Annotated in this window: 14 protein-coding genes; 6 read left to right on the top strand and 8 right to left on the bottom strand. The window is 65.9% G+C overall.

Annotated elements, in window-relative coordinates; translation table 11 throughout:
• Positions 1–12: 12 nt before the first annotated feature.
• Genes FJ311_01130 through FJ311_01120 form a run of 3 tightly spaced genes read right to left on the bottom strand, consistent with a single transcriptional unit; the run spans position 13 to position 889 of the window.
• Positions 13–231: a hypothetical protein gene (locus FJ311_01130; GenBank protein ID MBM3950039.1), complete on the bottom strand. Its 219-nt coding sequence runs from the start codon at positions 229–231 to the stop codon at positions 13–15.
• A 10-nt stretch (positions 232–241) separates the two neighbouring features.
• A complete protein-coding gene (locus FJ311_01125; GenBank protein MBM3950038.1) occupies positions 242–664 on the bottom strand; it encodes a DUF2141 domain-containing protein in 423 nt (140 codons plus the stop codon).
• Positions 665–889: a hypothetical protein gene (locus FJ311_01120; protein MBM3950037.1), complete on the bottom strand. Its 225-nt coding sequence runs from the start codon at positions 887–889 to the stop codon at positions 665–667.
• A 72-nt stretch (positions 890–961) separates the two neighbouring features.
• Between FJ311_01120 and hflB the strand changes: the two genes are divergently transcribed.
• From hflB to FJ311_01090, 6 genes are all read left to right on the top strand, one after another.
• Positions 962–2,815: an ATP-dependent zinc metalloprotease FtsH gene (gene hflB, locus FJ311_01115; GenBank protein MBM3950036.1), complete on the top strand. Its 1,854-nt coding sequence runs from the start codon at positions 962–964 to the stop codon at positions 2,813–2,815.
• A gap of 420 nt (positions 2,816–3,235) precedes the next feature.
• Positions 3,236–4,558, top strand: coding sequence for a hypothetical protein (locus FJ311_01110; GenBank protein ID MBM3950035.1), 1,323 nt, complete (start codon positions 3,236–3,238; stop codon positions 4,556–4,558).
• Positions 4,559–4,911: 353 nt separating this feature from the next.
• Entirely contained in the window at positions 4,912–5,739 is an 828-nt protein-coding gene (locus tag FJ311_01105) for a universal stress protein (GenBank protein MBM3950034.1), read from the top strand.
• Between the two features lie 74 nt (positions 5,740–5,813).
• On the top strand, positions 5,814–8,552 hold the full coding sequence (locus FJ311_01100; GenBank protein ID MBM3950033.1) for a cation-transporting P-type ATPase: 2,739 nt from the start codon (positions 5,814–5,816) through the stop codon (positions 8,550–8,552).
• Positions 8,553–8,772: 220 nt separating this feature from the next.
• Positions 8,773–11,427, top strand: coding sequence for an AMP-binding protein (locus FJ311_01095; GenBank protein ID MBM3950032.1), 2,655 nt, complete (start codon positions 8,773–8,775; stop codon positions 11,425–11,427).
• A 234-nt stretch (positions 11,428–11,661) separates the two neighbouring features.
• Complete coding sequence (locus FJ311_01090; GenBank protein MBM3950031.1) at positions 11,662–13,569, top strand: HAMP domain-containing protein; 1,908 nt, start codon at positions 11,662–11,664, stop codon at positions 13,567–13,569.
• A 7-nt stretch (positions 13,570–13,576) separates the two neighbouring features.
• On the opposite strand, the gene FJ311_01085 is transcribed toward FJ311_01090, so the two are convergent.
• The 5 genes from FJ311_01085 to FJ311_01065 all read right to left on the bottom strand — a co-directional run bounded on the left by FJ311_01085 (position 13,577) and on the right by FJ311_01065 (position 17,737).
• The gene (locus FJ311_01085; protein MBM3950030.1) at positions 13,577–14,782 is read right to left on the bottom strand and encodes a phosphoglycerate kinase; all 1,206 of its coding nucleotides are present in this window, start codon (positions 14,780–14,782) and stop codon (positions 13,577–13,579) included.
• Between the two features lie 87 nt (positions 14,783–14,869).
• Entirely contained in the window at positions 14,870–15,310 is a 441-nt protein-coding gene (locus tag FJ311_01080) for a hypothetical protein (GenBank protein ID MBM3950029.1), read from the bottom strand.
• A gap of 8 nt (positions 15,311–15,318) precedes the next feature.
• A complete protein-coding gene (gene ccmI, locus FJ311_01075; GenBank protein ID MBM3950028.1) occupies positions 15,319–16,698 on the bottom strand; it encodes a c-type cytochrome biogenesis protein CcmI in 1,380 nt (459 codons plus the stop codon).
• The gene (locus tag FJ311_01070; GenBank protein MBM3950027.1) at positions 16,695–17,189 is read right to left on the bottom strand and encodes a cytochrome c-type biogenesis protein CcmH; all 495 of its coding nucleotides are present in this window, start codon (positions 17,187–17,189) and stop codon (positions 16,695–16,697) included. The genes ccmI and FJ311_01070 overlap by 4 nt, the downstream gene beginning before the upstream one ends.
• On the bottom strand, positions 17,186–17,737 hold the full coding sequence (locus FJ311_01065) for a DsbE family thiol:disulfide interchange protein (GenBank protein MBM3950026.1): 552 nt from the start codon (positions 17,735–17,737) through the stop codon (positions 17,186–17,188). Before FJ311_01065 ends, FJ311_01070 begins: the two co-directional genes overlap by 4 nt.
• Positions 17,738–17,745 lie beyond the last annotated feature (8 nt).

Here is a 17,745-nt window from a genome sequence, read left to right as displayed (position 1 = left end):
TTGTTCCTGGGGTTATTCTTTCTTTTCGGGCGGGCCGAGCGATTCGAGCGTGTCGAGGAACCCGGTCGGATCGCGCGCCTCGGGCGGCAGCGCGGCGGCCGCCTGGCGCGCGGTGTCGGCGACGGCGCGGGCGAGGCCGGCGGCTTCCTCGACGAAGCCCTCGGCGAGCGGCATGCCGAGCAGCTTTTCCAGGGTCGCGCGGGCGGAATCGGGTGCGTCGGGGCGGGTCATGAACCGGACATTACCAGTAGACCATGCGAAAAACCACGCGCGCGCCCTCGGCCGCGACCGGAAAGGCGGCGCGCGCAAACGGCGGCGCGCCGAGAAACACCGGCGCGTCGTTGGAAAAGCCGTAGCCTTCCAGCGGCCAGCCGAACAGGCCCTTGTCGAAGGACCGGTTGGAATTTTCGTCGTGATAGGCGGCGATGGCGTAGGTGCCGGGGGCGAGGTTCGCGAAGGCACCCTTGGCGACGCCGTCCGCGGGCTTCAGCACGATTTCGGCGATCTTGCCCGCGTCGGTGGCGAAGGTGCGCGCGTCGTCGAACAGCCCGACCCGGACCTCGCCCCGGTCCGAGCGCAGGTCCCGAATCTCGACGGTAAGATCGGCCGCCCCGACGCGCGCCGGGACAAGCAGCACCAGGGCGGCGAGCGCGCGCCGAATCACTTAAATGGTGAAGTTGAGATAGAAGCCGCGCGGCGCGTTGGGCTTGAGCGGCACGCCGGAATCGAGCAGCCGGGAAAGCCTGTTCAGCGCGGCCCGGGCTTCGGCGCTGTCGTCCTGGTTGAGGAACGCGGCGCGGACGCGGACCTCGGTCACGGTCCGCTGGCTGCGAAGCTGGGCTTCGGGAAAAGTGACGCGCGGGGCGCCGATGGCGGGGGTTTCGGCCATGGCCGTTACCCTAATCCCCCTTGGTTAACGGTCGGTTAACGGCCATCTTAGGGAGAAGGTGGAACTATCCCGATGGACCGTAAAACCCAGGTCAATCTCTGGTACGCGCTGTTCGCGCTGGCGGCCGTCCTGGTGCTGCAAAGCCTGTGGTCGGACGCGCGCCGGGTCGAGACCATCCCCTACAGCGAATTCGAGACCCTGCTGCGCCAGGGCCAGATCGAGGAAATCTTCGTCGGCGAGCGCCACCTGCACGGCACGCTGAAAACGCCGCTGCCGAGCGGTCGGCGCCAGTTCATCGCGCTCCGCATCGACCCCGAATTCGCCAAGGATCTCTCCCAGTACGGCGTCAAGGTGACCGGCCAGCCGGAAAGCACGTGGCTGCGCGATCTGTTGTCCTGGATCGTGCCGATGGTGGTGTTCGTGCTGGTCTGGATGTTCGTGGTGCGCGGCATCGCCGAGAAGCAGGGGCTCGGCGGCGGCTTCCTCGCGATCGGCAAGAGCAAGGCCAAGGTCTACGTCGAGACCGACACCAAGGTCACCTTCGAGGACGTGGCGGGCGTCGACGAAGCCAAGCAGGAACTGAAGGAGATCGTCGAATTCCTCAAGGACCCGCGGCGCTACGGCCGGCTCGGCGCGCGGGTGCCCAAGGGCGTGCTGCTGGTCGGGCCGCCCGGCACCGGCAAGACGCTGCTCGCGCGCGCGGTCGCGGGCGAAGCGGGCGTGCCGTTCTTCTCCATGAGCGGCTCGGAATTCGTCGAGATGTTCGTCGGCGTCGGCGCGGCGCGGGTGCGCGACCTGTTCGAGCAGGCGCGCCAGAAGCGCCCGTGCATCATCTTCATCGACGAACTGGACGCGTTAGGGCGCGCGCGCGGGCTGTCGCCGTTCGGCGGCCACGACGAGAAGGAGCAGACCTTGAACCAGCTGCTCGCCGAACTGGACGGCTTCGATCCGCGCGAAGGCATGATCCTGCTCGCCGCCACCAACCGGCCCGAGATTCTCGACCCGGCGCTGCTGCGCGCCGGGCGCTTCGACCGCCAGGTGCTGGTCGACCGGCCCGACAAGATCGGGCGGGTGCAGATTCTCGGCGTGCACCTCAAGAAGGCGCGACTCGGCGCGGACATCGAACCCGAGCAGATCGCGGCGCTGACGCCGGGCTTCACCGGGGCCGATCTCGCCAACCTGGTCAACGAGGCGACGCTGCTCGCCACCCGCCGCGGCGGCGAGGCGGTAAACATGGACGACTTCACCCGCGCGATCGAGCGGATCGTCGCCGGCCTCGAAAAGAAGAACCGGATTCTCAACCCGCTCGAACGCAAGATCGTGGCCCATCACGAAATGGGCCACGCGCTGGTGGCGATGGCGCTGCCGGGCACCGACGCGGTGCACAAGGTTTCGATCATCCCGCGCGGCGTCGGCGCGCTCGGCTACACCATCCAGCGCCCGACCGAGGACCGCTACCTGATGACGCGCGAGGAGCTGGAGTACAAGATGGCCGTGCTGCTCGGCGGCCGCGCGGCGGAGCACGTGGTGTTCGGCCGGCTTTCGACCGGCGCCGCCGACGACATGGTCAAGGCGACCGACATCGCGCGCAGCATGGTCGCCCAGTACGGCATGGGCGGGAAGCTCGGCCATGTGTCCTACGACCGTCCGCCGTCGCCGTTCCTCGAGGTGCCGGGCCTGGCGCTCAACCCCGAACGCCGCTACAGCGAGGAAACCGCGCGCGAGATCGACTGCGCCGTGCGCGAGATCGTCGAGCGCGCCTTCCAGCGCGCCGTCGACATCCTCGCCGCCAACCGCGCGGTGCTGGAGAGGGGCGCGAGCGCGCTGCTCGAGCGCGAGACCCTGGACGAAAAAGACCTCGCCCGCCTCGCCGGCGAATTGATAAAGGACGTTTTGGAACGGCAAAGCACGATGCAGCCCTGTTAAGGAGGGTAACTACCGGTCACCCGAGCGAACTGAACTCACGAAGCGCCGGGTTGCCCTCCCGAATTGAGCGGCATCGACGAAACAGGATTTGGAGCCGCATCAAGTCTTGCACACGGACATCCCCGCGAATCGCATGCAGGGCATTTTGTGGTTCACAGCCGGGAGGTCTCGAAGATGAAAGACAAAGGCGATGCGCTGCGACGTTGTCGCTGTGGCGCTCGGGGGCGAGTCGGCGAGGACCAGGGTCTTCACGGGGAACTCTCCTTTTTTGAGCAAGCCGCCGCGCCCCGCCTCGACTTTGCGTTTCGCCGTGGGACAAGATACCGTCTGTCAGATCAAGTTTTGGCTAACGCAAAAGATGGGGTTCCACGCACACATTGTCGTTCTCGATTCAGCAAGCCAAGCAGCAAGGAAGATTAGATGCGGGGACTTCATCCGATTCCGCTCTTGGCCCTGTATTTTGGGATCGCGGTTACGCCGTTAGCGCTGGCTGCGGTTCTCGACCTGCCGCCCCGGCCCCTTCGCGACGAACTATCGTCTGGATTAGCGATGGTGGCGCTCGCGATGCTCCTGATGGAGTTCGTGCTGTCAGGTCGGTTCAGAGCGATTTCCGGCAGGATCGGCATCGATCTGACCATGCGTTTCCATCAGCTGATCTCACGATCATTACTCATTTTTCTCTTGATTCACCCGGTGCTCTACCAGACCAGACTGATGGTTCCGCGCGACGCGCCGGGAGTGCTTGGGCTTGGCCTGTCAGGCACGTCACTACTGAGCGGCGGTCTTGGTTTGCTCCTTTTGCTGGCCATGGTGATCGTTGCCATCTTTCGGGATCGCAGCAGCGATACTTATGAAGGCTGGCGCATCGTCCATGGCGTTCTCGCGATCGCCATTGCTGTTCTGGGCGTTCACCATACGCTGGAAGCGGGCCGCTATGCTGCATATCCTGTCTTGGCAGCATTTTGGTTAGTCCTCGTCGCCGTCGCCTTGTCCTCGTACGGCTACGTTCATGTGATCACGCCACTGCGGCAACTGCGCAATCCTTACCGCGTGGTGTCCGTGAACCCGGTTGCACTGAAGACTTGGGAAATCGTCGTCGAGCCGGTTGGGGGGCTAGCGATGGAATTCGCCGCGGGGCAGTTTGTTTGGCTAACCGTCGACCGTTCGCCATTTGCCATTACGGAGCATCCGTTCTCCATTAGCTCCTGTCCATCCGATCAACCGCGGGTCGCGTTCACGATCAAAGAGGCGGGCGATTTCACCAACAAGATTGGACGAGTCTCGGTCGGCGCGCGGGCCTACCTCGACGGCCCACACGGCAACTTCACGCTGGTGGGGCGCGAAGGAGCGGGCATCGTCTTCGTCGCTGGCGGCGTCGGTCTGGCGCCTATCATGGGCATTTTACGCCAACTCCGGGCCCAGGGAGACCAGCGGCCGATGGTGTTGCTGTATGGAAACCGGGTGAAGGAGCAGATTCTGTACGAGGCCGAGCTCGCCGACATGGAAAAGAGCATGAAGCTCGCGGTCCACCATGTACTGTCGGAGCCGCCGCCAAGATGGACGGGCGATGTGGGGCAGCTTGATGAGCGCGTCTTGCGCCGCCACCTCGACTTACCCGACCGCAAGCGCTGGCTTTACTTCGTGTGCGGGCCAACGCCAATGATCGACGGAATCGAGCGCGCTTTGGGTAAACTGGGCGTGCCGCTGCGCCAGATCGTTTCCGAAAAATTCAAGTATGACTGAGGATGCCGGATGCGTCATCGTCTGATTCTTGCGGTATATTGGGGGGTGACGCTCGGCGCCGTCGCTGCCGCGCTTCTATTCGCCCTTCGCTGAGCCCGCCCCGCATGAACGATATCGCAGACCAGGAGGTGAACTGGGCAGCGCATTCGAAGCGAACGATGTACCACGCTTTGACGCCGAAGGACCTTGAGAGCTTTCTCCAGGCGCATGCGAACCGGCCGCCCGACGCGCCCGATCCTTCATGCGACGGATCGGCCGGTGACGCGATCTTGCCGCGGGACAAGCCCCGTTGAGCCAGATTGAACGCTCGTAGAGCTGGGATAGTCGAACGTTTGCAACAAAGTGAGAATCAGATGAGCTATCGCGATGTGCTCGTTCATGTGAAGTTCTATGAGAGCTGGTCTCAGCATATCGAGGTGGCCGGTCGGGTGAGCCACGCTTTCGGGGCGCGGTTGACCGCCCTCTATACGCTTCGGGACATCGCCACTCTCAAGGTAGTGTTCGGAGCGGAGTCCCCCACAGTGCAGGCGCGCCAGGCGAAGGACGCGCTCGCTCTCGAGAAGGCCGAGAAGGGCTTTCGCCGGTTCGTGAAACAAACGGGTATCGACGGCGATTGGAAGGTTGGCGAGGGGACGGCCAGCGAATTGCTGACCTGGGCCGGCAGATTCCATGATCTGGTCGTCGTCGAGCAGACCGACAATGTGTCGGACGAGATCGGATTCGACGTCGCGGAACAATGCGTTCTCGCGAGCGGACGGCCGACGCTCGTGGTGCCGTATCGAGGTCACTTCCCCACCGTGGGGCGACGCATCCTTGTCGCCTGGAATGGCAGCCGCGAGGCGGCGCTGGCCGTCCACGGCGCGCTTCCCTTGATCGCGAAGGCCGAACGGGTTGATCTGCTTCTCGGCCGTGGCAAGGAAACGTTCAACAGCATCACGCGCTATCCGGACCTGAAGATCACGGACTATCTCCAACGCCATGCACCATGCGTCGAGGCGCGGCGTTTCGACGTTTCCGACGCCGAAGCCGGAACGGCCATCCTCGATGAAGCACGGAAGGCCGAGGCGGACTTGCTGGTCATGGGGGCATACGGCCGGTGGTGGTTCAGCGAATGGATCTTGGGCGGCGCGACGCAGCACGTCCTGCGCGATATGCATCTTCCGGTTCTGATGGCGCATTGAATGCCTGGGCAAGTTCTTTGGAATTGGCTGACCCAAGGCGCGATGTAGCCTTCTCGATGTGCTTGGGAGCTTGAATGAACGACGATCCTTCAAGGCTTCGTGCGTGGCATGCCGAGGCGGCAGAGAAGGTCCTAGCCGAACTGGATACGACACCGGACGGCTTGACTTCTGCCGAGGCTGCGGCACGGCTGGGGCGATTCGGCCGCAATGCCCTGCCAGCGGAGCGCGGACGGGGGCCACTGATCCGCGTCCTGCGGCAGTTCAACAATTTGTTGATCTTGGTCCTGGTCGGCGCGGCATCGCTGGCCGCGCTGATGGGGCATTGGTTGGACACCGGGGTGATTCTGCTGGTCGTCCTTGCCAATGTGACATTTGGGTTTGTCCAGGAGGGACGGGCCGAACGCGCGCTCGAAGCCATCCAGCACATGTTGAGCCCGAGGGCATCGGTCTTCAGGGATGGCCACCGTCGCGCCGTCTCCGCCGAGGAACTCGTGCCCGGCGACGTTGTGGTCCTGGAAGCCGGAGATCGCGTTCCCGCCGATCTGCGGCTGCTGCGTGCCAGAAACCTGCAGATTCAAGAGGCGGCTCTCACCGGAGAATCGGTTGCAGTCGAAAAAGGCGTGGAGCCAGTCGGAGGCACGGCCGAGATCGGAGATCGCGCCTCGATGGCGTTCTCCGGAACGTTGGTGACTGCGGGACATGGCCACGGCGTCGTCGTCGGGACCGGGACGAATACCGAACTCGGCAAGGTCACCACCATGTTGACCCAGGTGCAGGCCCTGACGACCCCGCTTTTGCGCCAGATGACGGGTTTCGCGCGGCTCCTCACGGTCGCGATCCTTTCCGTTGCGTCGGGCATCTTCGCCTTCGGGACGCTGGTGCGCGGCTACGCAATGGACGAGATGTTCATCGCCGTCGTTGGCCTCTCCGTGGCGGCCATTCCGGAAGGCTTGCCGGCAATCCTCACCATTACTCTGGCGATCGGCGTACGGCGCATGGCTGCGCGTAACGCGATCATCCGGCGCCTCCCCGCCGTGGAAACCCTCGGTTCCGTATCGGTCATCTGCTCGGACAAGACCGGGACGCTCACACGCAACGAAATGGCTGTTCGAACCGTGGCAACAGCGGATCGTCTGTATCACGTATCAGGCGTCGGCTACGAACCGCGCGGAGGCTTTACACAAGACGGCCGGGAAATCGAGCCCGAGACCGACCCCGTTCTTTTGCAGCTCGCTCGCGCGGCCTTGCTCTGCAACGATGCCGCTCTCCGGCGGGTCGAAGCGGCGTGGACCGTTGAGGGTGACCCAATGGAAGGCGCCCTTCTTTCCCTTGCTGGCAAGGCCGGCCTCGAACCGGAGAAAGAACGTCTTCGATATCCCCGGACCGACCTGATCCCATTCGATGCGCAGCACCGCTTCATGGCCACCTTGCACCATAGCCACGAGGGCGGTGCCTTCATTCTGGTCAAGGGTGCGCCAGAGCGGATCCTGGCGATGTGCCGCAGACAGCGCACGGCGTTCGGCGACCAATCCTTGGATGTGGAGGCATGGAATCGTTTGATCGAGCAGATCGCCACGCAAGGACAACGAGTGCTCGCCATCGCCACGAATGATGCGGATTTCGGCAAAGCGACCCTCAATTTTGCTGACGTTGAATCCGATCTCATCCTACTTGGCTTGGTCGGGTTGATTGACCCGCCGCGCGAAGAGGCCATTGAAGCCGTACGAGACTGCCGGGTCGCGGGCATTCGGGTCAAGATGATCACGGGAGACCACAAGGGCACGGCGATGGCGATCGCCCAACAGCTCGCTCTGGAGAACCCGAATGACGTTCTGACAGGCAGAGACATCGATGCGCTTGATGACAGCGGCTTGCGCGAGGCCGCGATACGTGTCGACGTGTTTGCGCGCACCAGCCCCGCCCACAAGTTGCGCTTGGTGGAGGCGTTGCAGGCAAATGGAGCAATCATCGCCATGACTGGCGATGGAGTGAACGACGCTCCAGCTCTGAAGCGCGCCGATGTTGGCGTCGCCATGGGCCGCAAAGGAACCGAAGCGGCCAAGGAAGCGGCGCAAATCGTGCTCGCCGACGACAATTTCGCATCGATTGTGCATGCAGTCCGTGAAGGCCGCACGGTCTACGATAATCTCAAGAAGGCGATCACTTTCCTCTTGCCTATCAATGGCGGCGAGTCGATCGGCATATTGACTGCGATCCTCCTGGGATTGACCTTGCCGATCACGCCACTCCAGATCCTTTGGGTCAACATGGTGAGTTCGGTGGGCTTGGCATTAACACTCGCCTTCGAAGCGACCGAGCGCGACGCGATGCGCCGTCCGCCGCGGGCGGCGGCGGAGCCGCTGCTCTCGGCATTCCTTGCCTGGCGCATTGTGTTCGTCTCGTCGTTGTTCGCGGGTGGAATTTTCGGAGTGTTCTGGTTTGCAATCCTCAACGGGCTATCGATAGAGATCGCCCGGACGATGGCGGTCAACACGCTGGTTGCCATGGAAATCTATTACCTTTTCAGCGTTCGATATCTACGTGTCTCATCGATTACCTTCGAGGGCATGCTTGGGACGCGCCCCGTGCTCATCGGCGTGACGACCGTCGCGACCCTTCAGTTCCTATTCACCTACGCTCCATTCATGGAGACCTTTTTCGATAGCCGGCCTTTGGCATTGTGGCAGGGCTTGCTTACCGTCAGCGTCGGAGTGGCGGTGTTCTTGATTCTCGAACTCGAAAAATTCTTTCGCCGTAAAGTAGGAATAGGACCAGGAACACAGGCTCCGGCGCCACGAACACGATTGTCATGACCAATGAACCCTCGGCGAACGCGGTCGCGCCAGTGCCCCCGAGGCGCCCAGAATGTTCTGAAAGAGTATCGGCTGGGCAGCCGAACGTGACGCTCGTCCACGAGCCGCCCTGTCGGTCGTCAGATGTCATTAGACGATCTTCGTCGCCGGCGCCTGCGCCAGCACGACTTATTCGGTGTCCGCCTTGCGCCGAAACCCAACCGGGACATTCGCAACTCACATGATCACCCACCGGACGCTGGCAGACCTCCTGGCTTCATTTGCGGAACGTGGCGATGCGCCGGCGTTGGTCGCGCACGGCACGTCGCATGCGGAAACGGTATCTTACGCGGGACTTGCTCACATCGTGGGGCGCGTAGTCGCCGGACTGATCGCCCACGGCGTTGGTCGCGGCGAGCCGGTCGGACTGCTCGGGCCGAACAGTTCGCACTGGGTGGCGGCCTACATCGCCATCGTCAGTGCCGGCGCCACGGCGATGCCGTTCGACGAGTTCGCCAGCGACGACAACCTTGCGTCCGCGCTCACGAATACCAAATGCCGCCTCGTTTTCGCGTCCGCCACGCACGCGAGGCGCGCGCCGTTCCAGTCAGCGTCGGCCCCAACCGTGATGATTCTCGGCGATCAATGGCTTCAGGACGATCGCCGATCGTCTTGGGAGACACTGCCTGCCGATACCCGACGCGCGCACCCGCCAATATCTCCCGAAGACATCGCGATGATCGTCCATACCTCCGGGACCACAGGCTCGCCCAAGGCCGTGCCATTGAGCCACGCCAACCTGATCGCCAACCTGAATGCCCTTTTGGCCGAGCGTCTCGTCAAATTTGGAGATCGCGTACTGCTGCCTCTCCCCCTTCATCACATCTATCCGCTCATGGGCGGGCTCTTGGTACCGCTCGCGAGCGGGGCCACCGTCGTTTTTCCCGCCGGCATCAGCGGGCCGGAGATCCGTGAGGCGCTGCAACGCTCCCGGGCGACCCACTTGGTCGGCGTTCCCCGATTCTACGAAGCCCTGTTGTCCACGATTCGCGCGCGCCTTCGCGGTCGCGGGAAAATTACGGCCGCCATCGGCCAGTTGTTGCTCGTGGCGTCGATCTGGGCACGTCGGCGAATCGGCCTCAAGATAGGGCGTATCTTGTTCCGGCGCTTGCACAAGGAGATCGCCCCCAGTCTCGGGCTGCTCGTCTCGGGCGGCGCGGCGCTCGATCCCGAAGTCGAATCGGCCCTTGAGGGACTCGGGTGGGATGTTCTGACCGGCTACGGCCTCACCGAGGCCGCGCCGATACTTACGTTCAATCGAATGAATGCCAAGCGTATCGGGACCGCCGGACTGCCCCTCAAGGAAGTGGCGCTGCGAATCGCGAATCCCGATCAAAACGGCGTGGGGGAAATTCAGGCCCGTGGCCCGAATGTGTTCGCTGGATACCGCGACAATCAGGACGCGACTCGTGCGGCGTTCAGTTCCGATGGTTGGTTCCGCACCGGCGACCTGGGTTTCATGGACACGGACGGCTTCCTTCACATCGTGGCCCGCGCAACGGAGACGATCGTACTCTCCGACGGGAAGAAGATTTTTCCCGAGTCCGTGGAGGAGATTTACGCCGACCACCCGCTCATTCGGGAGGTCGCGGTCTTGTCGGACGCCGGCGTGCTGGTCGCCCTGATCGTTCCCAATCTCGACGCGATACGAGCTCTTGGCGCCAGCCGGGTGGAGGCGTCGCTTCGGGAGGCATTGGCGGAGAGCGGATCGCGGCTTCCTTCGTATGCGCGCGTCGCCGGATTCGCGGTGATTCGGGACGCGCTGCCACGGACCCATCTCGGCAAGCTTCGGCGCCACTTGTTGAGGTCGCTTTATGCGCGGGCGCGCGAGGGACACATGCCGCCGCCGACGGATTCGGTCTCCGTCGAAGACGAAGCTCTTTTGGCCTCGCCGGCGGGGGCGCGTCTCTGGGCTTGGCTTCACGCGCGATTTCCAGACAGGCCGCTGTCCCTCGACACGAGCCCTCAACTTGACCTGGGCGTCGATTCGCTGGGATGGATCGATCTGACGCTGGACATGCAAAACGCGCTTGGCATCACTCTGACCGAGGATTCAATTGCCCGCGTAATTACCCTGCGGGATTTGTTGCGCGAAGCGTCCGCCGCTACAGCGCAGTCAGCCGAGTCTTTGTCCCAGCGCTTGCCGGTGCGTGGCTCGTGGCTGACCGAGCATGGGCCGGGCACCCGCACGATTCAATGGATCCTGGCCGCGCTCAACCGGGTGATTCTGCGCGGCGTTTTTCGACTCGAGGTCCGTGGCGTCGAGCATCTTCCGCGAGAATGCCCCTTCGTCATTTGTCCTAACCACGCGAGCTTCCTCGACCCCTTCGCGATTGCCGCGGCACTGCCTTGGCCGATGCTTCGCCGGACCTACTGGGGCGGATGGACCGGACTGCTTTTCAAGGGACCGGTAACGCGATGGTTCAGCCGCGTCGCGCAGGTGATTCCGGTAGACCCGGATCGCGCGGTCGGATCGAGTTTATCGCTCGGCGCGGCCGTTCTCGATCACGGGCATGTCCTCGTGTGGTTTCCGGAGGGGGCCCGGTCACCGGACGGACAGCTGCAGAGGTTCAATCCCGGCATCGGCGTCATTGTCGACCGGCACAAGGTGCCCATCGTTCCCGCCCTTATCGCCGGAACGTTCGATGCATGGCCGCGCAAAAGGCGTTGGCCGCGCCTAGCCTCTATCGCGGTGAGCTTCGATCGTCCCGTCAGCGCATCCGCGCTTGAGAGCGCAGGCCATGGTAAGAGCGCGCCAGAACGGATAGCCAACGGTGTCCGCGATATCGTCCTCACGTTAGGCGCGGCTTCAAATGAGTTCGGCCAGAGGGGCTGAGATCGGACGCCCGGACACGAGGCGTCCGGAAGGCACGATCGATCGTCATGGCTTAATTTGGTAAAAAAGCCGCGGAATAAAAAGCCGGCGCGGGGACCCGCCTTCGCGAAGCCCGTTGCCTACTCCGCCGAAGCAGCCGCTTCGGCTGCGAAGGCTGGATCGGCGGGCGTAGGAAGGTTCACCCGCGGAACCCAATCGGCTACACTGGCAAGAGCCCCCGCAACGGACGGATCGATGAGCGAACGACGCCCCCTCGACAGCGACCTTATCGGCGGCCGCGCGCGCGGCTACGCCGAACGCTCGTTCATGGGCGGCACCCGGATCGGCTCGCGCGCGGGGCTGCTGGTCTTCGTCGGACTGGTGCTGATCGGCGGCCTCGGCGGCGTTCTCTACCGGGTGGACGGGCTGGCCGATCACGCTCTCGGGGAAACGGCCCAGGCGCAACGGCTGGCGCAGCTCGCCGAAACGGCGCGGCGCGAGGTGTTGCAGCTCCGCGTCCACGAAAAGGACTTTCTCCTGCGCAAGGACCCGGCGGCGAGCGAAACCCTGGTTGCCGCGAGCGAGCAGGCGGCGCGCACCCTCGATGCCCTCTACAACCTGCCGGCGGCCAAGCCGTTGCAATCGCACGTCGCCACGGTGCGCGACGGGCTCCTCCAGTACGGCTCCCACTTCGCGGAAGCGGTCAAGATCGAGACCTTGATCGGGCTTTCCGCCGACAAGGGCCTGCGCGGGGACGTGGCCAAGACCGCGAGCGCGCTGGAAGCCAAGTTCCGCGAGCTCAACCTCGCCGCCGCGATGACCCAGATCGCGCGCGTCAACCGCATCGTGCGCGAATCGCTTCTGCCGGAAACCAAGGTCGATCACGCCCTGATCGAGAAGAACTACGAAACGCTCCGCCTGCTGGTCGCCGCCGCGCAGCTGACGCCGCGCGACAAGGCGGCGCTCGAAGCCTCGATCAAGACCCATGAAACCGACGCCGGCGCGCTGATCAACGCGCGGCTCAAGATCGACCGCGAAACCCGCGCCTTCGACGAGGTCTTCGCCTACATGGGGCCGAGTCTGGAGGAGATCGTGCTGGCCGCCGAGCGGGCGACGGCGCTCGCGGCCGAAAACGTGGCCCGCACCCGCGCCTTCGCCCGGATCGCGGTCGCGGGCGGCGCCGGCGGCATACTGGTCTTCCTCGTGCTGTTCGCGGCGCTTCTGCTGCGCAGCGTCTACGCGCCGGTCCGCCGGGTGGCCGCGGCCGCCGCCCGCCTCGCCGACGGCGAGCGCGACGTGCCGATTCCGGTGCGCGGCAACGTCGACGCGGTCGGCCAGGTGGCGCGCGCGCTCGACCGGTGGGCGGCGACCCTCGACGAGCTCGACCGCGTGCGGGCCGAACTCGATGACGCCAAGCGCGCGCTCGCCGAGGCGCACGCGGCCGCGCCCGCCGCGTTGCCCGAGCCCGAGCCGGAACCCGAAACCGTGCCCGAACCGATGCCCATTCCGTCGCCCGCGCCCGCCGCGGAAACCGCCGCCCAGCCGCCCGCGCCATCGCCGGAGCCGGAACCGCCCGCGGAACCTGGCGAGGAAGTCGCCGGGCTCGGCCATCCCAAGGGGCGGTTCGCGAGCCTCGGCCAGAAGCTCGCCCATTTCAGCCGCGCGGTCAGCAACGCGACCCGCGACGTGGAACGGACCGAGGACCTGGTGCGCGGCATCGCCGACGCGACCGAGAAGGTGGTCGAGATGGGCTCGCTCGTCGCCGCCATCCGCGACCAGGCCAACCTGATCGCCTTCAAGGCCGGCGTGCGCGAGGCGCGCGGCGCGGAAGACAACCTGGTGCTGTTCTCGCCCGACGTGAAGCTGCCCCCCGATTCGGCCGAGGCCCAGTCGAGCGCGCGTTTCGACCAGATGCGCGACATGGTCGACCGGGCCGAGCGCACGGTCCAGGCCGCGCACGCGGCGCTGGTCGGCGTCACCGGCATCGCCCAGGAAGTGGCGGCGGGCGCCTCGAACCAGGCGCTGGAGGCGACCCAGCAGCTGCTGGCGCAGTCCGAGTACCTGCACCACATGCTCGACGACGTGCTGGCGCGCGTGCGCCCGCACGCCCAGCCCGCCAAGGGCGAGAAGCCGAAGCCCGAGTCGGGTCGCGACAAGGCGTAACGCGTCGTCAGGCGCGCGCTTTCAGGATCGCGACGCCGGGCAGGTCCTTGCCTTCGAGCCATTCGAGGAACGCGCCGCCCGCGGTCGAGACGTAGGAGAAATCCTCGACCACGCCCGCGTGCGCCAGCGCCGCGACCGTGTCGCCGCCGCCGGCGACGCTGAGCAGTTTTCCCGCCTTGGTCAGTTTCGCCGCCTCGCGCGCGACCGCGTTGGTGCCGGCGTCGAACGGCGGTATCTCGAACGCGCCGAGCGGCCCGTTCCAGACCAGCGTGCGGCAGTCGGCGAGGATCTTGGCCAGCTCGGCGACCGACTTCGGCCCGACGTCGAGGATCATGGAATCGGCCGGCACCGCGTCGAGGGCGACGGCGCGCGAGGGAGCGCCCTCCTTGAACTCGCGGGCGACGACCGCGTCCGCCGGCAGCACCACCTTGCAGCCGCGCTTGGCGGCGGCCTCGCGGATGGCGCGCGCCTGGATCGCCATCTCTTTTTCGCAGAGCGACTTGCCGACGTCGACCCCGGCCGCGAACAGGAAGGTGTTGGCCATGCCGCCGCCGATGATCAGCACGTCGACCATGGCGGCGAGGTGGCCGAGTACCTCCATCTTGGTCGAAACCTTGGCGCCGCCGACCAGCGCCGCGAGCGGCCGCTTGGGCGCCTCCAGCGCGCGGCCGAGCGCCTCCAATTCCGCCTGCATCAGCCGCCCGGCGGCGGCGGGCAAGAGGCGCGCGATCGCCTCGGTCGAGGCGTGCGCCCGGTGCGCGCAGGAAAACGCGTCGTTGACGTAGAGATCGCCGAGTTCGGCGAGCCGGCCCGCGAACGCGGCATCGTTTTTTTCCTCCGCGCCGTGGAAGCGGAGGTTTTCCAGCACCGCGACGTCGCCGTCCTTGAGGCCGGCGACGGTCGCCGCCGCCGGCGCGCCGACGCAATCGGCCGCGAACGGCACCGGGCGGCCCATCACCTTGCCGAGCGCGGCGGCGACCGGCTTCAGGGACATATCGGGCGCGGGCTTTCCCTTGGGGCGGCCGAAGTGGGCTAGCACGATCACCTTGGCGCCCTTGCGCGCGAGTTCGCGGATGGTCGGCGCGGTGCGTTCGAGCCGCGTCAGGTCGGTGACCTGGCCGTCCTTCATCGGCACGTTGAGATCGGCGCGCACCAGCACGCGCTTACCCTTCACGTCGAAGTCGTCGATGGTCTTGAACGGATTGGCCGCCATGATCGGGTTCCCCACGCTCGCGGATTTACATTCTAAAAATCTAATATGAAATCGGCGCCGCCGACAACCGGGAAAAGCCCGGCGGCGTCATTTGGGCAGCGGCCGAAAAGGCGCCTTTTCGCAAGCCCCGCGCAACGTCGTTTCAATCCGGGTGCGCCCGTCGACCAGCACGTTGGTTTCGGCGAGCGCGAGCGTGCCGAGGTCGAGGCCGAGTCCGCTGCCCTTGCTGTGCTCGGTGCCGTGGCGGAATTCGCTCGGCGCCGTCAGTTGCGCCGAGTTCGCGTCGAGAGCGCGGATGGTCTCGACCCGGCCGGAGGGATACCTGCGCGACGAATCCTCGAACACGAAAAATTTCCGGGCGCCGAGGTCGACGCTCACGACCAGCGTGTGGCTGCGCGTCGTCGGACTGCCCGCGTCGATCTTCTCGGTTTCGGTCACGCGGCAGTCGAGGGTGAACGTATTTTCCGCGCGCGCGGGCGCGGCGAGGGCGGCGAGGGTCAGTCCGATCATGATTGCGCGGCGGGTCATGGGCGCCATCAGCGCTTGCCCGAAAGGGCGTCGGCCTTGGCGCGCGCGTCCTTGGCCTTGTCGGCCTGGCCGAGCACTTCGTAGGAACGCGCGAGCATGCGCCAGCCGTCGGCGTCGTTGGGGTTTTCCTTGAGGCGCGCTTCGAGGCGCGCGACCATGCCCAAAATCATCTCCTCCTGTCCGGCGGGGAGCGCGGGCACCGAAGGTGCCGGTGCCGTCGGCGCCGACATTGGCGCCGGTGCGGCGGCCGGCGCGCCCTTGGCGAGCGCGTCGGCCTTGGCCCGCGCGGCGTCGGCTTTCGCGGTTTCGCCCATCACCTCGTAGGAGCGCGCGAGCATGCGCCAGCCTTCGGCGTCGTTGGGGTTCTCCTGCAGGCGCGTTTCGAGACGGGAAACCATGCCGCGAATCATTTCTTCCTGGCCGGCGGGGAGTCCGGGCGCGGCCGGGGCCGTCGCGGCCGGTGCCGGCGTTCCCTGAAGCAGCGCGCGCGCCCCGGCGGACGGCGCGAACGAGTCGGGTTTCACCCCCAACTGCTTAACCGCTTCGGCGATCTGTTCTTGCACCATCGGCAGCCATTCGGCGTCGGCGGGCGCGAGCGCGACCAGGTCGGTCCATTCCTGCACCGCGCCCTTGAGATCGCCTCCTTGCGCCTTGGCGACGGCGATATAGTAACGCGCCCTCGGCTCGCGCGGGTCTTGGGCGAGCACCTCGCCGAGAATCTTGAGCGCGAGCGGCGGCACCGTGCTGCCGTTGGCCAAGATCAGCGCCTCCGCTTCCTCGGTCGCGGTCTGGGGATCGCCGTCGATGGCGTTGGCGCGGGCGAAGGCGGCGGCCGCGTCGTCGTAGCGCTCCATCACCATGTAGGTGCGCCCGAGCATCAGCCAGCCGCGCTGATCCTCCGGTTCGCGGCGGAGGCGCTCTTCCAGGCGGACGACCGCGGCGTCGAGATCGGGAATCTGCTCGCGCAGCCGCGCTTCGGCCGACGGGCGTCCCGCCGCCTCGGGAGAAAGGGGCCGCGACGCCAGGGGCGCATCCGGCATTCCGGTCGCGCCGAGCGTCAGATAGACGAGCGCGGCGGCGATCGGCGCCCCGCTGGCGGCCGTCACCACCGCCCAGCGCCCCTTGCCGGACGGGCGCGCGGCCCGTTCGGCGTCGTCGTCGGCGGCGAGGATGCGCCGCTCGACTTCGAGGCGCGCGGCGTCTGCCTGTTTCGGATCGAGCAGCCCGCGTTCCTTGTCGCGTTCGATTTCGGCGAGCTGGTCGCGGAACACGGCCAGGTCGAACTCGGCGCGGGTCGCGGACGGACGCGCGCGCCGGAGCAGCGGCGACACGAGGAGCGCGGCGGCGACGCCCGAGAGCAATATGGCGAACAGCACGAATTCGGTCATCGGCCGCCGCCTTTCGCGTCATCCTTCAAGAGCGCGGCGAGGCGGCGCTTTTCCGCCTCGGACAGCGGCGCGGCCACGGTTTCGGGCGACGGTTTTTGCCGGCGCCGGAAAAAGGCGACGGCCGCGAAAATCGCGCCGAGCGCGATCGCCGCCGGGCCCAGCCACAACGCCACCGTCGCCGCCTTGAGCGGCGGCTTCAACAGCACGAAGTCGCCGTAGCGCGAAACGACATAGGCGATCACGTCGTTGTCCGAATCGCCCGCCCTGATCCGTTCGCGCACCAGGAGGCGCAGATCGCGCGCCAGTTGCGCGTCGGAATCGTCGATCGACTGGTTCTGGCAGACGAGGCAGCGGAGGTTCTTGCTGATGTCGCGCGCGCGCGCCTCGTCGACGGGATTGGGCAGGACCTCGGACGGATCGACGGCATGAACGGCGGTCGCGGGCGCCAGGGCGAGCGCGGCGACCAGGGCGAAAACGGCGATGCGATTCACGACCCGCGCGCCTCCCGGCGAAGCTCCTGGATCAGGGGCCAAAGGGTCTTGTCCCAGATTTCCGGCGTGATCGGGCCGACGTGCTTGTAGCGGATCACGGCGTTGCCATCCACGATGAAGGTTTCCGGCGCGCCGGTGACGCCGAACGCGATGGCGGCCTTGCTGCGCGGATCGTCGCCGATCAGCGTGTAGGGATCGCCGTAGCGCTTGAGCCAGTTGGGCCCGGCGTCCGGACTTTCCTCGCGCCAATCGATGCCATAGAGCGGCACCAGCTTGCGTTCCTTGATCTTCATCAAAAACGGATGCTCGACCTGACAGGCGACGCACCACGAGCCGAAGATGTTGACCAGCGACACCTGGCCCTTGAGGTCGGCGCTGGAAAAGCCCCGCGTTTGGCCCTTGATCGGCGGCAATTCGAAATCCGGGACCGGCTGGTTGATGAGGACCGAACGGAGCACACGCGGGTCCTTGGTCAGGCCGACGGCGAAAAAACCGGCGAGACCGACGAAGACCAGCAGCGGCAGCAGCAGCCAGGCGCGGCGATTCATGAAACGGC

It is taken from the genome of Rhodospirillales bacterium (genome assembly GCA_016872535.1).
In the GTDB taxonomy this organism is placed as follows: domain Bacteria; phylum Pseudomonadota; class Alphaproteobacteria; order Rhodospirillales; family 2-12-FULL-67-15; genus 2-12-FULL-67-15.
This window is presented reverse-complemented; position numbering and strand designations above follow the sequence as displayed.

Bases quoted from the DNA above. Each gene is read 5' to 3' on its own strand.
- FJ311_01130 (MBM3950039.1), bottom strand. From the start codon at position 231: ATGACCCGCCCCGACGCACCCGATTCCGCCCGCGCGACCCTGGAAAAG.
- FJ311_01065 (MBM3950026.1), bottom strand. From the start codon at position 17,737: ATGAATCGCCGCGCCTGGCTGCTGCTGCCGCTGCTGGTCTTCGTCGGT.
- FJ311_01100 (MBM3950033.1), top strand. From the start codon at position 5,814: ATGAACGACGATCCTTCAAGGCTTCGTGCGTGGCATGCCGAGGCGGCA.
- FJ311_01080 (MBM3950029.1), bottom strand. From the start codon at position 15,310: ATGACCCGCCGCGCAATCATGATCGGACTGACCCTCGCCGCCCTCGCC.
- FJ311_01085 (MBM3950030.1), bottom strand. From the start codon at position 14,782: ATGGCGGCCAATCCGTTCAAGACCATCGACGACTTCGACGTGAAGGGT.
- FJ311_01090 (MBM3950031.1), top strand. From the start codon at position 11,662: ATGAGCGAACGACGCCCCCTCGACAGCGACCTTATCGGCGGCCGCGCG.
- FJ311_01110 (MBM3950035.1), top strand. From the start codon at position 3,236: ATGCGGGGACTTCATCCGATTCCGCTCTTGGCCCTGTATTTTGGGATC.
- hflB (MBM3950036.1), top strand. From the start codon at position 962: ATGGACCGTAAAACCCAGGTCAATCTCTGGTACGCGCTGTTCGCGCTG.
- FJ311_01120 (MBM3950037.1), bottom strand. From the start codon at position 889: ATGGCCGAAACCCCCGCCATCGGCGCCCCGCGCGTCACTTTTCCCGAA.
- FJ311_01105 (MBM3950034.1), top strand. From the start codon at position 4,912: ATGAGCTATCGCGATGTGCTCGTTCATGTGAAGTTCTATGAGAGCTGG.
- ccmI (MBM3950028.1), bottom strand. From the start codon at position 16,698: ATGACCGAATTCGTGCTGTTCGCCATATTGCTCTCGGGCGTCGCCGCC.
- FJ311_01095 (MBM3950032.1), top strand. From the start codon at position 8,773: ATGATCACCCACCGGACGCTGGCAGACCTCCTGGCTTCATTTGCGGAA.